Raw genomic sequence first — 13,975 nt, forward strand, 5'->3', positions numbered from 1 at the left:
GACTCAGTTCCCGTGTTCGTCGAAGTCGTCGAAGAAGCTCGCCACGTGGCGGGCGTCCAGCGCTTGCAGGGTGGGAGGATTCCAGCGCGGGGCCTTGTCCTTGTCGATCAGCAGGGCGCGCACACCTTCGATCAGGTCGCCACGCTCGAACCATTGCCGGTCCAGGTGCAACTCCAGGTCGAAACAGTTCTCCAGGCTCAGATGGCGACCGCGGCGGAGCATTTCCAGGGTCACGGCCATGGCCAGGGGCGAGCGGGTGTCCAAAAGGTCGGCGGTTTCGAGCGCCCAGGCATGGCTGTTGGCGACGGTGACCTGGCGTAACTGCTCGACGATGCTCGGCACATCGGGAAGGGCAAAGAAATGGTCGATGGCCGGACGCAAATCGGCCAGGGGCGCGGCCGGGAGTTGTTGCACACCGAGTTTGGCGAGCAGGCTTTGCAGGTCCTTGAGCGGCGTGTCGTGCCACTCCAGCCGATCGAGACGCTCATCGAACCGTTCGAGCTTACGGCTTTCCACGTACCAGTCGGCCAGGCCGCAATACAACGCATCGGCCGCGCGAATCTGTACGCCGCTGACGCCCAGGTAGAGCCCCAGTTCGCCGGGAATCCGTGGCAGGAAATAACTGCCGCCTACGTCGGGAAAATAGCCAATGCCGACTTCCGGCATGCCCAGGCGGCTGCGTTCGGTCACCACCCGCAGGTCGGCGCCTTGCACCAACCCCATGCCGCCGCCCAGGACAAAACCGTCCATCAGGGCCAGGACAGGTTTGCGGTAGTGGTGGATCGTCAGGTCGAGGGCGTACTCCTCGACGAAGAAGGTTTCATGCAGGCTATCGCCCTGCTTATGACTGTCGTACAGCGAGCGGATATCACCGCCAGCGCAGAACGCTTTGCCGCCGGCGCCACGCAGGACGACGGCGCGGATCTGTGGATCGAGGGCCCAGGCATCGAGTTGCTGTTGCAAGCGGCGCACCATGTCCAGGGTCAGGGCATTGAGGCCGGCGGGGCGATTCAGGGTCAAGTGGCCAATATGATTGCGAACTTCGACCAACACTTCACAGGCCACGCTTGCAACGGGGCCTGTGACTTGGGATGAAACCTGAGCAGTCATCGCTAACTCCCTGCTTTTATTGTTCTTTATAAATTTTGTCGCACGTCTCCGCTCAGGATCGTAACAGTGCAAATTTGCATTGCACAACCGGGATACATGCAGGTCCTGTCTGCATATTTATAGCAGTCACAGGATCAGCCGCGACCCGAAAGCACTTCCGTGATGCTACGGCGCTTGGCATTCCGCTCGCTGGCGTGGATCAATCGTTCAAGGTCTTCAGGCGTGACGTCGAAGAACGCCTCCATTTCCGCCAGCGCCAGTTTCAGGTCTTCGGCGGTGATGGACTGGCGGTCCACCGGTGCATGGTCCGCCGGGATGACGGCCACGGGCTCGCTGGCTCGCTTGGGGTAGCGCACCCGCGTCAGGTTGTTATAGGCCAGCGCAAAGGCGAGCAACCCGGAACCGGCCAGCATGGCTGCGCCGACGGCTTGCCAGTCCAGAGCGACAATGGACGCGTCCGCCAGTACCAAGGTCGCCGCCACGGCGCCTGCCGGTGGATGCACACAACGCAGCCAGCACATCAACACCAGCGCCAAGCCGGCCGCCAGGCTGGCGCTGCCCAGGGTGCGCCCCAGCACATGGGCCACCAGCAACGCCACGACGGATGCGCACAGGTAGCCGCCGAAAATCGACCAGGGCTGGGCGAGGGCCCCCGAAGACACGGCGAACAACAGCACGGCGGAGGCACCCAGCGGGCCGATCAGGTGTTGCGCTACCTCAAGGCCGAAGGCCTGGCCACACAGCCAGACACTGAACATCGTTCCCAGGGCCATGCCGATGGCCGCGCGGCTCCATTCGGTGGGGCGGGTATTGATAGCGGCGGGGATCCAGCGAGAGAGCATTCAGCGGCACCAAAAAACGAACAAAAAAAGGGGCTTACCGGAGAATTCCTGAAAGCCCTTTAAGTGTTCCAACAGTTGGGGGAGGAACGCCACACAGTGTGCCGCCGGCAACCCTGGCTTACAAATTCATATTAATGCTGCTTGAGTTCATTAATTTTGAAGTAACGCCTATGCGCTCTTGGAAGCCGCGAACCACGTCGTTTCGGCGACCGGTAGCTGGCACGACTGTCCACGGCCCATCGGGAAGTAGGTGAAGCCCCTGTCGGCCATGCGCTGCGGGTCATACAGGTTGCGCCCGTCAAACACCACGGCAGCCTTCAGGCGTTGCAGGATCAAGTCAAAATCCGGCGCCTTGAACGGCTGCCATTCAGTGCAGATAATCAGCGCATCGGCCCCCGGCAAGACGGACTCGGGGGTGCCCATCAGCATCAGTTTCGCTTCGTTGGGGTACAGCTGCTGGGTCTGTTGCATGGCTTCGGGGTCGAACGCACGGACGCTCGCCCCGGCGGCCCACAGCGACTCCAGCAGCGCGCGGCTCGGTGCGTCGCGCATGTCATCGGTGTTGGGCTTGAAGGCCAGGCCCCACAAGGCAAAGGTCTTGCCCCGCAGATCGCCCTTGTAGAACGCCTTGATCCGTTCGAACAGCTTGTGTTTCTGCCGCCCGTTGATGGCTTCCACCGCTTGCAGCAGGTCGCTGGAGCAGTGCGCCTGTTCGGCGGTGTGGATCAGCGCCCGCATGTCCTTGGGAAAGCACGAACCCCCGTAGCCACAGCCGGGATAGATGAAGTGATAGCCGATGCGTGAGTCGGCGCCGATACCCAGGCGCACGGACTCGATGTCGGCCCCCAAGTGTTCGGCCAGCTCGGCGATCTGGTTGATGAAGCTGATCTTGGTCGCCAGCATGCCGTTGGCGGCGTACTTGGTCAGCTCGGCGCTGCGCAGGTCCATGAGCAGGACGCGGTCGTGGTTGCGATTGAACGGCGCATACAGGTCACGCATGGTTTGCCGCACTTCCTCGCGTTCACAGCCGATGACGATGCGATCCGGGCGACGGCAATCGGCCACGGCCGAGCCTTCCTTGAGAAATTCGGGATTGGAGACGATGTCGAACTGCAACAGCCGACCGGCCTTGAGCAGCCCCTTCTCGATGTGCGCGCGCAGCAGGTCGCCAGTGCCCACCGGTACGGTGGACTTTTCCACCACGATGAGCGGTTGCTCACGATAACGCGCGACCGCATCGCCGACCGCCAGGACCTGGCTCAGGTCCGCCGAACCGTCTTCCAGGGAAGGTGTGCCCACGGCAATGAACAATACCTGGCCATGCTGCACGGCCAGTTGTTCGTCACTGGTGAACCGCAGCCGACCGGCTTCTAGTCCCTCGCGTACCAGGGCGGCCAGGCCAGGCTCAAAAATACTCACCTGGCCTTGGCGCAGGTTCTCGACTTTTCGTTCGTCGATGTCCATGCACACCACGTCATGACCGACCTCGGCCATCACGGCGGCTTGCACCAAGCCAACGTAACCACTTCCCAATACACTGATTTTCATGGCGGACTCCCTGGAGCTCCGAACGAGCGGACTTGCACAACCAGCGGTTCGCCGCCGTGCGAATCCCAGAATAAGTCGTGGATGTTGCAGTTCACTGACAGTTTGGGATTCTGGCTTTGAGCGGCAGGAAGTACCCCGCCCAGCCGACGCTCATCGCCAGCAGGTTGGTCCCGTCGTGCAGCAACAGGCGCGCCGTCGAGCGACGGACCTGGGTGGCGCTGACACGGCCACGGGCCACGTCCAGGCGGGCGAAACCGCGCATGTGGCGTAGCACGTCGAACGTCAGCAGCGTAGACGCGGCCAGATAACAGCCGATGCGTTGCCAGTAGGGAATCTTCAGCGCCCGCAGCAGGTCGGTGGTGACATGCTGGTGCGCCACCTCTTCCTGGCAATGCCAGCGCCACAGGCGGGTCTGTGTCGACGGCTCGGCCGAGAGCAGGCCGCCGTTGCGCAACGCGACTTGGGAAACCACCGCCGTTATATGCTCGAAAGCCGCGGCCAGGGCCACTTGCGCAGCCGGTGACCATTTCGATTGCAAGGTGTCGAGGTCTTTTGCGATCGCCAATTCGTATTGGCTGATCTCGAATCCCTGTTTTTCCAACTGTTGGTTGTAGAGCCGGTGCGCTCGCTGGTGAGCGCGTTCCTCGGCGACGAAGCGGCGCGAGTCGTTGGCGAGCGTCGAGGTCTGTGGCAACCGTAACGCGGCGGATTCCACCACCGAAATCACGAATTGCTCGCCTGCCGGGAGCAGTATCGAGAATGCGTCGAACAGGTAGGTCTTGATGGGTGTTTCGTTCCAGAAGGGCTTGAACCCGGTGCCTTCGCCGACGCTGTCGGTGGCCTGCTGTCGGAGGATATCCATGGATCAGTTCCTCGCGCTTGAACTCACATTGATTGAGGCAGAGACCTCACGAATCAGCCCCGTGCAATAACCACGGGTGACGTGTGCTCGCTGGAGGTACGCCTCGTCTTCCATGAGCGCGGCATGCACCTGTGCCAGGCGAAAGCCAGGTACGGCGGGATACAAGTGGTGTTCGGCATGAAAGCCCACGCCGTGAGGAGCGATCAGCAGGCGCTCCCACCAGGGCGCAATGACCGTTCGCGAGACGTCGTGTTCCGGTTGCGCGATCGCGAAGTGTTCGGCCACGTCGCGCCAATACAGCAGCACCATCAGCACCGTGAACATGGGTAGCAGCCAATACACCGCGACAGCCAGCCAAAGATTGAACCCGGTGAGCAGCGCCGCGACTGCAATCGCAAAAATCCATTGCCGGTAGTGCGTGGAGGGTGGGCATTGCGAGGCCATTCTTGAGGTGACCAGGGCCGTTTTGAATTCGTGGAGGGTGTACAAGCCGATGCCGTGTTTCAGCAGCAGGCCGAGCATATCGAGAGTGGATTTTGGAAAGGTGAAGCGCTCCTGCCCCTTGCACGACACCCAGTTGGGATCGCGGTCGGTGGCCGTGTGCAGATGGTGAGCGGTGTGGTCGCGGCGAAAGCCGAACAGGGTGATGGTGAAGGGCAGTGCCGTCAGCAAATCCCCCAGCGTATCGTTGAGTACCGGGCGGGTCCGGCTGAACTGACGGTGGGAAAACTCATGCATCAGGATCAACAATGCGTGCTGTCGCGTACCGATGAACAGGATGGCCAGCAGCGTGGCGAAAATCGATTCTGCCTGGATGGCCATGCCTGCCGCGCACAGAATCAGCACCCACTCGGCCACCGTCAGGGCCAGTAAACGTAATGGCGCCGGGGTGCTCCATGCCAGTAGTCGGGTGCGTTCCACGGTGCCGATGCGCTGGCGAGCCTCGGCCATCGTGGGGCGTTGCGGTTCGATGGTTGTATCGTTCATGGTTTATTTCCAGAGTCGGGGACCCAGACGCATCCAGGTCGCGACGAAGGTGGGCAGGTCTGTCGCGCCGCCGGGTTTGTGTTGCTCCAGGGCCACTGATCGCGCATGCGCCTGGAACCAACGGGTGGCTGGCGCGGCATGGTGGGTGCGGTGCAGCGAGCGATGCAGGATCAGCCAGGAAATGGGCCTTGGCAGATACAGGTCCGTCGTGATCGTGGCGGGATCGCGGCGCGCCCCCTGGGCTGAGATCGGCACGCCATAGTGCTCGGCTTGTGTCAGCCAGAAATCCAGCCAGGCAAACATGCAATACGGCAACAGGTAGCTGTAGATGACTTGTCGCGGCGCCGCGTAGAGACTCGCCGCGAGCGCGACAATGAACACGACGATCAAGACATTGCAGAAACGCCACTGCCACATCGCGTGAGGCGGTAGGTAGGGGCGTGCAATGCGATTGCTGGAAAAGCTGATCCATAGCTGTTCCACGGGACCTAGCAGGCAAATCAGGCGGGTTCGCCATGACTTTTCGTACATCAGCCCTTCGGGATCGTCGGCCTGGCAGGTCTTGCGATGATGCTCCAGGTGAAAATGGCGATAGCCGACGAAGTTGGCGGCGAAAATGGCCGCTGCCACCATCCCCACCGCGTCATTGAGCCGCGTGCCGACGAGGAACTGGCGGTGTACGCCCTGATGCTTGATCTCCTGGACCCCGATCATCAGGATCGCCTGGAGCAGGATCAACGGTGCGAGCACCTGCCAGCCGAACGTGTCCTGGCCGGACAGCCAGGCAATCAGCGCGGTATTCAGGATGCACAGGGCCACGAACAGGTAACTGGGCAGGTTGGCGCGCGAGGCACGCTTGAGGGCATTCACAGGCATTTTTTCAGGCGTTGCAACCAGGGCAACGGTACTCTTTTCCAAATGAAGGAAAGGCTCGACAGTGGCACTTTCCCCTGGATCAGGACGCCGACGTCCAGTGAAGGACCGTGGGGGAAATAGTTGTCCTTGACCGCGATGATCCGGCGAAAGCCCTTCTTGAAGTAGTAACGCAGTTGCGGGTCCACTGGCAGGCCCTGGCGTGCGCTTCGCACGTATTGGTTAACCGGGGTATCCGGGTTTTTCCTGAGCCAGTCGCGCAGGCCGGGCACCGGCGAGCCGAGGTAGATATCGGACCATCCGTGTTTGAGGGCGTAGGGCCAGAAAAACTCGAAAATCGCGTTCGCCGCTTTTGGATCGACGCTGCTCAGGCTGATGCCGAACAGGGCGCCGGTCCTAGCCGACTCGTCGCCCTGCCGGTGCCGGGTGCAGTCGGCCCAGGTCGAGCACTGGCGTATCACCTCGTGACGGGTCGGCTTCATGAACAATGAGGCCAGCGCAGCCCCGCTGCGGGCGCAAAATGCGCCGACGCTCAAGGCCGGAAACGCGTTGATCCGCGAGGCCAGCGCGGTGGCGTCGGCACGTTGGTCGTCCGTCCATTTGCGCTGTTCGAGTTCCAGCAGCAGGGGGATATCGGCCTGCGATAGAAAGCGTACATGGATGGGGGGCGCGTCAGACGGGGTACGCTTTGGATGGATGGGGTTTTCGTAAGTCTTTTTATTCGGTATCAGCTGCTTCACGTAAGGGCTCACCGACAGGGCTTGAGGGGCAGGCGGCGCTAACGGTAGGGCATGGTTGTGAAGATCTGATGACGAAGCGGGCGTCTATCGCCTCGGGTACAACAGTCGACTTGCCTGAAGAGGGGCAGGGGCCCGCTGCGCAGGCCAGCGGGAGCGAGCTCCCTCGCCACAAGAACCCTAATCCGCATCCAGGCGGTAGCCTGCCGGCAGTTGTGCCACGAACTCGCCGACCACGTCCCGGGTCAGGCTGACGATGTCTTCGACCCGTTCCATTCCCGCGCCGGTTCGCCAGCTGGCGACGATGTCCATGACCGAGGGCAGTGGCACGCCCTCAACCAATGTCAGCGTGCCTTGGGCGAGTTCGCCCTGCACCAGCGCCGCCGGCATGGCGCCGATACCGAAGCCGTCGCGAACCAGGCGGGTGATGGCCGATGCCGAGTTCACGCAGTTGATCCGCGGCGAGACGATGTTGGCCGAATGCAGCAGGTTGAGAATGTCCTGGTGGGGCCTTGAGTTGCGCGAAAACGTCACGATGCGTTCCTGGGAGAGATCTTCCAGCGACGCATAGTGACGGTCGTAGACCGAGCCGCGACGCACCACCCAGTGCATCGGATAACGGGTCAGCAATGCGTTGCGCACGCTGTCCAGGCGCAGGATATCGGTCTGGAAAACGATGTCCTGGTAGCCTTTTTCCAACTGCGAACACAGGTTGCTCGCGGTGTCGGCCGACAGCTCGATTTCCAGGGCCGGGTAACATTCCATCAGCCGCGTCACCAACGGGCTGAGCCAAGTGTGGATCACCGTGTCCATCGCGCCGATGCGGATCCGTCCGCGTACCTGGCGCGGATCCTTGATCACTGCCTTCATGCTTTGCACCGTGTCCATGATGCGCTCGGCGTATTCCAATACCCGTTGTCCTTCGGAGGTCAGCGACACCCCTTTGGAGTCGCGCACGAACAGGCGCACGCCCATCTCATCTTCCAGGGCTGCGATCCGACTGGAAATGGAGGCCTGGGTGGTAAACAGCTTTTCCGCAGTGAGGCGAAAGCTCTTCAGGCGGGCCACCCAGACGAAGGTTTCGAGAAACTTGATGTTCACTTGGGGCGGTTCCTTGGCAATGTCATGGGTGAAACGGCTGCAGGAAATTATCTCTGCCTGTGGCACTCCCAGGGAACCGAGGCGCCTGCATCGCGAGCAAGCTTTGCTCCCACAGCTGAATTCCCCTCGCCACAAGGGTCAGCGTTTGACGCCACTTTCTTCATTCATGGGGTTAACCACGAATTGGATCACGTCCTGAAGCATGCTCAGATCCGGCACGTTATCGACCACAGCTTCAGGCCGGCACCATGGATAGTCCAGGCTCGATGCCCACGCCATGATCCCGGTTAGATCGGTGGCCGGCAGGGTCTTCATGTGTTCGATGGTGATGGTCAGTCGCTCGGCCAACCGTGATTGCGGGTTGAACTGCCAGTCATACAGGCCACAACCGACACGCGCTTCGCCGCTGTTCTTGTCCGACATCGCCACCAACCATTTGCACTGGAACGCGTTGGCATCCGCCGCGGGAGGCGCCGCGAGGCAGAACGTGTAGACGTTTTCGAACGTCTGGCCGAAACGACGGACCAGTACGTCGCCAATGGCGCCACGGCCTTCGACATGGTCGGGAAACGCAATGGAACCGGTGCGCACCACCATGTCCAGAATAGCCGTCGGCGTAAACGCCTCGCCCAGCAGGTGAGGGCGGTTGCCATCCTTGGCACGGATGTACTGTTGAATCGACTGCTGGGCGGTGCTCATCGTGTATCCCTTCAGGTTGAGAAAACAGTCTCTTTCAAGACCTTATAGTTCACTGTTCCACAAATCCGTCACCAGCATGCAGCCTGGGGCGTGGGTAATGCAAAGCGGTGGGCGCGAGGCCTGGACCACCGACTGAGGCGTCACGCCGCAGGCCCAGAACACCGGGATCTCATCGGCTTCGACCGGCACGGCATCGCCGTAATCAGGTTTATCCAGGGATTGGATACCGATCAGCGACGGATCGCCGATGTGCACCGGGGCTCCGTGGACGTTGGGCATGCGCCCGGTGATCTGGATTGCCTGGATGGCGGCGGCGGCTTTCATTGGCCGCATGGTCACCACCATCTTGCCAGACAACCGGGCGGTGGGGCGGGTGTCGATGTTGGTCTGGAACATCGCGACATTGCGGCCCAAATCAATATGCCGTAAGCGGATGCCAGCCTCCAGCAAGGGTTGTTCGAAAGAGAACGAGCAACCGAGGGCGAAAGCCACCAGGTCGTCCTGCCACAGGTGCTTGATGTCCTGCGGCGCTTCGCTCAACTCGCCATGGCGATAGACCCGGTATTGAGGTACTTCATGGCGGATATCTATGGGGGCGCCCAGGTTGCGAAAGAACGGATCGCCGGGCTCGGTCACGTCAAGCACCGGGCAGGCCTGGCGGTTGAGGGTGCAGAAACGCAGGAATTCGTTGGCCCAGTCGCCGGGCAGGATCACGATATTGGCTTGCACCCGACCCTGGCCCAGCCCGCTCGTATGGCCATGGTACTGGCCGGCGGCGATGTGTTGACGCAAGGTTTGCGGTGCGCACTGCTGCAGTTGTTCGAAGGACAGGGGGGACTGATTCATCGAGGGGGCTCCAGGCATTGGTCAGCTACTTTGAGAACAGCAGCGCGATGGCGTCCAACAAGGAATATTGATAGCCCGCGACAACTAAAAGTTGTTTCACATTTTCTTATGCCCGATCCGGCTTTTTTCTCGTTTGACGCTTCCGGACGTGCCGCGAAGAATCCGTCCACCCAACGTTTTCCCACAACAATAACAGGGCGTGCGCGGCACTTGTTCAAGGTGCGCTCGCGCCTCAGGAAAGGAGCGCGCCATGCAATCTCTCACCACCCCTCGATGGATCTGCACACCCATAGGAACCTTGCTGGGGTTAAGCCTGATCGGCGTACCGGTCGCTCGGGCCGATTTCATCGCCGACAGCAAAGGCAGTCTTGAAGCCCGGAGCTTCTACTTCAACCGCGACTTCCGCCAGGACGGCGCGCGGGACAAGGCTGAAGAATGGGCACAGGGTTTCCTGCTGCGGATGGAGTCGGGGTACACCGCCGGCACCGTTGGTTTCGGCCTCGATGCCTTGGGTATGGCCGGTTTCAAACTGGACTCCGGCGGCGGTACGGCAGGCACCAATCTGTTACCAGCGGATTTGTCGGGTGGTTCGCAAGACCGGTATGGCGAACTGGGTCTGACGGCCAAGGCTCGCATTTCCAACAGCACTCTGAAACTGGGGACCCTGCAAATCAAAGACCCTGTGGTGAGTTCCAACGATACGCGCCTGCTACCGGCAACCTTCAAGGGCGGGTTGCTGAGCGTGCAGGAAATCGATCGCTTGAAGCTGACCGCCGGCCAACTCACGCAGATCAACGTTGTCGACTCTACCGATTACCAGGACATGACCGCCAACCGCATTGGCGGTAGCAGCGACAAGTTCCAGTTTGCCGGCGCGGACTATCAGTTCTTGCCCAACCTCACGGCGCAGTACCGCCATAGCCAGTTGGAGAATATCTACCGGCAGAACTACCTCGGGTTCGTCCATACCCTTGACCTGGGCGCGGGCCAGTCGCTCAAGAGCGACGTACGTTATGCACGCAGTGCCGAGGACGGCAACTTTCGTGACCTCGACAACCAGGCCTTCGGCGCGATGTTCACCTACAGCCTGGCGGGCCATGCGCTGGGCCTGGGCTATCAACGCATGAGCGGCGACGATCCGTTCCCCTACATCGGCCGCAGCGATCCGTACCTGGTGAACTTCGTGCAGATTGGCGACTTCGCCAACATCGACGAACATTCCTGGCAAGCGCGCTATGACTACAACTTCGCGGCTGTCGGCGTGCCCGGCTTGACCTTCATGACCCGCTACATCTCGGGCGACAACGTACAGCGCAGCGCCCCCGGCGAAGGCCAGGAGTGGGAACGTAACACCGACATCGCCTACGTGGTGCAAGACGGCACACTGAAGGGGCTGGGGTTGAAATGGCGCAACGCGACGGTGCGCTCCAATTTCGGCAATGACCTGGACGAAAATCGCCTGATTGTCAGCTACACGATGGCGCTTTGGTAAACGAGGCCTGCAACGCAGGCGACCACGCTTCTCAAGAGAAGCGTGGTCGTTGTGCTGCGTAACGGTTGAATCTCAGAACAACAAGCCTGACAACGATGCCTTGACCGCCGCTTCAGTCTTGTTCGACGCACGCAGCTTGCGCATCGAGTTCACCAAATGAAACTTCACCGTGCGTATGTCGATATTAAGAATAATTCCGATTTCAACATACGTCTTTCCTGAGGCTGTCCAGCGCAGGATTTCTTTCTCGCGGGCGGTCAGTGGTTTGTATGCATCGACGAGGTTTTTCGCGGAGAAAAAACGTGTCATGGCCTCATGCACCAGATGAGTCAGCCAGATCAGTTTGGTCTCCTTGCTTTCCATTTCCAGTACTGAAATGCGTTCGCTCGAACGAGAGACGGAGAGCAGGCCAATCGAGTTGTGTTCGCGCCGCGAAGACAGGCACCAGCCATGGTTGAGGTTGTAATGCCGTGCTTCTTCCCAGAACTCGCGTCCCGGACTTTGCTGTTGCGCAGACCAGCGCAATGGAATCGAACGGGTCAGCCCATGTTCAACGGTAGGGTCCTGGGAGAAGTAATGACTGGCGATATACTTCTTCTCCCAAGCGTCCGGATAATTGGAAAGCAAGAAGTATTGCGCGGGTGCCAGTGGCGAATTAAGCCTTAAGCCATAAGAGCAAAATTCAAAACCCAGATTCGTCGTTACTTTAACCAGCTCGTTAAATAATTCATTCTCGCAAGTGCAGCCAGACACTAACGCTATAAAGTCTTCACGCCAATCAATCACCGATATTACCTTCCTTGGTCAACGCTCTTTCGTCACAAGAGTGGGGACTCATCATACCGCATCGGAACGCTGCCGGGAGATGCCCGGGCTTATCCAATGGCAATCGCTTGCCAGACAAGGGCTGTAGCCAGGACCGCCCATGCGCAAGCGTCGCCGGACCTTCCGACAATGCGATTGCATCTATGTTTCCTAGTACGCCAGTACTAGAAATACTGGCGATAGGCGGCATTATTCTTTTGTCGTAGATACAACTCGGTACTTTTAGAAAATACGTTTTGGCGCCGCACTAATTTACCTGACCTGCCCATTCGGGCAGCTACTCACAAAGAGCCCGGTTTGTTGTACTGGCGGAATAATTTTCGTCAGGTGGTAGTTATGCTGACCGCGGTAACAGGGACTGTTAGCGATCTTTTGCCTGGAATGGCAACCGCGCTAGCTAAATATAGGTATCAGGTATTCGTTAAAGAGTTGGGCTGGCCTCTGCTTTGTGAAAAAGGTATTGAATTAGACGCCTTTGATCGACCTGACACAGTGTACGTTCTGGCCTGTGATGATCATCAGGAGATCTTCGGTTGTGCCCGATTGATTCCCACTCATCGACCTTATCTGCTGGGGGATGTCTTCCCGCATTTGATGGGCGACAAGCCGTTGCCGTCGTCGCCGCAGATCTGGGAGCTTTCCCGGTTCGCCATCAGCAAGCCGAAAGGGCAAGTGCTGACAGCTGAGCAGGCCTGGCGCAATACGGTGAGATTGGTCAAGGAAGTGATCGACGTCGCACGTTCTAAAGGCGCGTTTCGACTGATTGCCTTTACGGCTGTAGGCAACGAGCGTCTGTTGAAGCGGATGGGCGTCAACACCCAAAGGATTTCGGCGCCGCGGCTCATCGACAATAAAAGTGTCGTGCCTTTCTGGATCGAAATCGACGACGAAACCACCAGCGCCTTGTCTCTGGCCGCCTAGTGGCCTGTACGGTTAATTCGAGTACTCAAATTAGCCACACAGGCCACTAGTCATTGCAGCGAATCAGGATTGGGAAATCGATGAGTAGAGTTTCGGGTTTGGCGGCGTGCGATTGGGATGCCCTGGCGCGCCTGGATGAACGTATTTCGGCCGTGGGACGTTCCCGGCAACAGCTTGAGCAGCGGTTCACAGCGGCCTGCACCTACTCGGCGACCGAGCACAATGTACCGGTGGCGTGGAAGGACGAAGAGGGCGAGCTCGTCGCCTTCTGCATCGTGCATTTCGACCGGCACGGCACGGTCAATGGCGTGGGCAATGCGTATTTCTCTACGCTGATAGCCCTGCCGGAGGCCGGCGTGCTGAAACAGCTGCTGTGCAGCTGTGTCGAGTACATCAACAGCACGGGATTGTTGTCCGGACCGGTGACGGAGCTGGTGGGCCCTCTACACAGTTCGTTCCTGATTGAGCGCGGTTTGCGCACGTTCGAGTCGGACTTCCATGTGTTTTCGTTGCCGTCCAACAGCCCTGAGCTAACCGACGCCTTGATCGAGGCCGGCTGCGAAAAGGCAAAGGACCTGATTGAAATTGTGTTCCAGCCCCCAGCCGAGGGCTACCAGCAGCACGACCTGGAAGAAAAGCTGACCCGGCGCTTGACGGGTATTCAGTTCCATCGTTATGGCCAGGACGAACTGGTCGCCAAGAGTCAATCGCTGGCTGACTGCTACAACCGCGCCTGGCAACGGAACTGGGGCTTCAGTCCTTCTTCCGCCGGGCAGTTTGAAGTGGCGGCTCGCAACATCAAGGACATATCGGCACTGATTGCCGAACAGGACGGCGAAATCCTTGGTTTCACCATGTTTGCTCCGGCGATGAACGAGCAGGGGTTGTACGGCCGGGCGTTCTTTACCGGGGTAGCCCCGGAATATCAGAAAAAAGGCCTGTCGGTTGCGCTGACATTGAAACTGTCCGCCATCGCCTTGCACCAGGTGGGACGCAGCAAAATCAGCGTGTCCTGGATGCTCGAGGATAACGTCATGGTGCTTCGAACGATGCGCCACCTCACCCGCGATGGCATTTGCACCGAAAGGGCCTATCGCATTTTCAGATACACCGCATCGGTTGAGTGAGAGTT

The 13,975-nt window shown here is 59.8% G+C and carries 14 protein-coding genes; 3 read left to right on the forward strand and 11 right to left on the reverse strand.

The annotated features are described in order from the left end of the window. Positions 1-3: 3 nt before the first annotated feature. The 10 genes from N4Q37_RS13830 to N4Q37_RS13875 form a co-directional block, all read right to left on the reverse strand. Positions 4-1,110, reverse strand: a complete 1,107-nt coding sequence (locus N4Q37_RS13830; RefSeq protein ID WP_260958558.1) for an enoyl-CoA hydratase/isomerase family protein — start codon at positions 1,108-1,110, stop codon at positions 4-6. Between the two features lie 134 nt (positions 1,111-1,244). Beyond that, the gene (locus N4Q37_RS13835) at positions 1,245-1,952 is read right to left on the reverse strand and encodes an HPP family protein (RefSeq protein WP_260958559.1); all 708 of its coding nucleotides are present in this window, start codon (positions 1,950-1,952) and stop codon (positions 1,245-1,247) included. Positions 1,953-2,120: 168 nt separating this feature from the next. Further along, positions 2,121-3,500 (reverse strand): UDP-glucose dehydrogenase family protein, encoded by a 1,380-nt coding sequence (locus N4Q37_RS13840; RefSeq protein ID WP_260958560.1) that lies wholly within the window; start codon positions 3,498-3,500, stop codon positions 2,121-2,123. A 91-nt stretch (positions 3,501-3,591) separates the two neighbouring features. Beyond that, the gene (locus tag N4Q37_RS13845) at positions 3,592-4,362 is read right to left on the reverse strand and encodes a metal-dependent hydrolase (RefSeq protein WP_260958561.1); all 771 of its coding nucleotides are present in this window, start codon (positions 4,360-4,362) and stop codon (positions 3,592-3,594) included. Between the two features lie 3 nt (positions 4,363-4,365). Beyond that, the gene (locus N4Q37_RS13850) at positions 4,366-5,349 is read right to left on the reverse strand and encodes a fatty acid desaturase family protein (protein ID WP_260958562.1); all 984 of its coding nucleotides are present in this window, start codon (positions 5,347-5,349) and stop codon (positions 4,366-4,368) included. A gap of 3 nt (positions 5,350-5,352) precedes the next feature. Continuing rightward, positions 5,353-6,225, reverse strand: a complete 873-nt coding sequence (locus N4Q37_RS13855; protein ID WP_260958563.1) for a fatty acid desaturase family protein — start codon at positions 6,223-6,225, stop codon at positions 5,353-5,355. After that, positions 6,216-6,962 carry a hypothetical protein gene (locus tag N4Q37_RS13860; protein ID WP_260958564.1) on the reverse strand — a complete coding sequence of 249 codons (747 nt, stop codon included), beginning with the start codon at positions 6,960-6,962 and terminating at the stop codon, positions 6,216-6,218. The genes N4Q37_RS13855 and N4Q37_RS13860 overlap by 10 nt, the downstream gene beginning before the upstream one ends. Positions 6,963-7,139: 177 nt before the next feature. Continuing rightward, positions 7,140-8,060, reverse strand: coding sequence for a LysR family transcriptional regulator (locus N4Q37_RS13865; protein ID WP_260958565.1), 921 nt, complete (start codon positions 8,058-8,060; stop codon positions 7,140-7,142). A gap of 138 nt (positions 8,061-8,198) precedes the next feature. Then, on the reverse strand, positions 8,199-8,759 hold the full coding sequence (locus N4Q37_RS13870) for a hypothetical protein (protein ID WP_260958566.1): 561 nt from the start codon (positions 8,757-8,759) through the stop codon (positions 8,199-8,201). A 42-nt stretch (positions 8,760-8,801) separates the two neighbouring features. Beyond that, the gene (locus N4Q37_RS13875; RefSeq protein WP_260958567.1) at positions 8,802-9,605 is read right to left on the reverse strand and encodes a putative hydro-lyase; all 804 of its coding nucleotides are present in this window, start codon (positions 9,603-9,605) and stop codon (positions 8,802-8,804) included. 250 nt (positions 9,606-9,855) lie between these two features. Between N4Q37_RS13875 and N4Q37_RS13880 the strand changes: the two genes are divergently transcribed. Further along, positions 9,856-11,097: an OprD family porin gene (locus N4Q37_RS13880; RefSeq protein ID WP_260958568.1), complete on the forward strand. Its 1,242-nt coding sequence runs from the start codon at positions 9,856-9,858 to the stop codon at positions 11,095-11,097. Between the two features lie 72 nt (positions 11,098-11,169). Here the strand turns inward: N4Q37_RS13880 and N4Q37_RS13885 are convergent, their stop codons facing one another. Then, on the reverse strand, positions 11,170-11,883 hold the full coding sequence (locus N4Q37_RS13885; RefSeq protein ID WP_260958569.1) for a LuxR family transcriptional regulator: 714 nt from the start codon (positions 11,881-11,883) through the stop codon (positions 11,170-11,172). 375 nt (positions 11,884-12,258) lie between these two features. On the opposite strand from N4Q37_RS13885, the gene N4Q37_RS13890 reads away from it, so the two are divergent. Together N4Q37_RS13890 and N4Q37_RS13895 are read left to right on the forward strand one after the other, a co-directional pair. Next, on the forward strand, positions 12,259-12,843 hold the full coding sequence (locus N4Q37_RS13890; protein WP_260958570.1) for an acyl-homoserine-lactone synthase: 585 nt from the start codon (positions 12,259-12,261) through the stop codon (positions 12,841-12,843). 80 nt (positions 12,844-12,923) lie between these two features. Further along, positions 12,924-13,970, forward strand: a complete 1,047-nt coding sequence (locus tag N4Q37_RS13895) for a GNAT family N-acetyltransferase (protein WP_260958571.1) — start codon at positions 12,924-12,926, stop codon at positions 13,968-13,970. Positions 13,971-13,975: the final 5 nt, after the last annotated feature.

Source organism: Pseudomonas citri, assembly GCF_025336485.1.
GTDB classification, from domain to species: Bacteria; Pseudomonadota; Gammaproteobacteria; order Pseudomonadales; family Pseudomonadaceae; genus Aquipseudomonas; species Aquipseudomonas citri.

Bases quoted from the DNA above. Each gene is read 5' to 3' on its own strand.
- N4Q37_RS13880 (WP_260958568.1), top strand. From the start codon at position 9,856: ATGCAATCTCTCACCACCCCTCGATGGATCTGCACACCCATAGGAACC.
- N4Q37_RS13875 (WP_260958567.1), bottom strand. From the start codon at position 9,605: ATGAATCAGTCCCCCCTGTCCTTCGAACAACTGCAGCAGTGCGCACCG.
- N4Q37_RS13855 (WP_260958563.1), bottom strand. From the start codon at position 6,225: ATGCCTGTGAATGCCCTCAAGCGTGCCTCGCGCGCCAACCTGCCCAGT.
- N4Q37_RS13830 (WP_260958558.1), bottom strand. From the start codon at position 1,110: ATGACTGCTCAGGTTTCATCCCAAGTCACAGGCCCCGTTGCAAGCGTG.
- N4Q37_RS13840 (WP_260958560.1), bottom strand. From the start codon at position 3,500: ATGAAAATCAGTGTATTGGGAAGTGGTTACGTTGGCTTGGTGCAAGCC.
- N4Q37_RS13835 (WP_260958559.1), bottom strand. From the start codon at position 1,952: ATGCTCTCTCGCTGGATCCCCGCCGCTATCAATACCCGCCCCACCGAA.
- N4Q37_RS13890 (WP_260958570.1), top strand. From the start codon at position 12,259: ATGCTGACCGCGGTAACAGGGACTGTTAGCGATCTTTTGCCTGGAATG.
- N4Q37_RS13870 (WP_260958566.1), bottom strand. From the start codon at position 8,759: ATGAGCACCGCCCAGCAGTCGATTCAACAGTACATCCGTGCCAAGGAT.
- N4Q37_RS13895 (WP_260958571.1), top strand. From the start codon at position 12,924: ATGAGTAGAGTTTCGGGTTTGGCGGCGTGCGATTGGGATGCCCTGGCG.
- N4Q37_RS13845 (WP_260958561.1), bottom strand. From the start codon at position 4,362: ATGGATATCCTCCGACAGCAGGCCACCGACAGCGTCGGCGAAGGCACC.
- N4Q37_RS13850 (WP_260958562.1), bottom strand. From the start codon at position 5,349: ATGAACGATACAACCATCGAACCGCAACGCCCCACGATGGCCGAGGCT.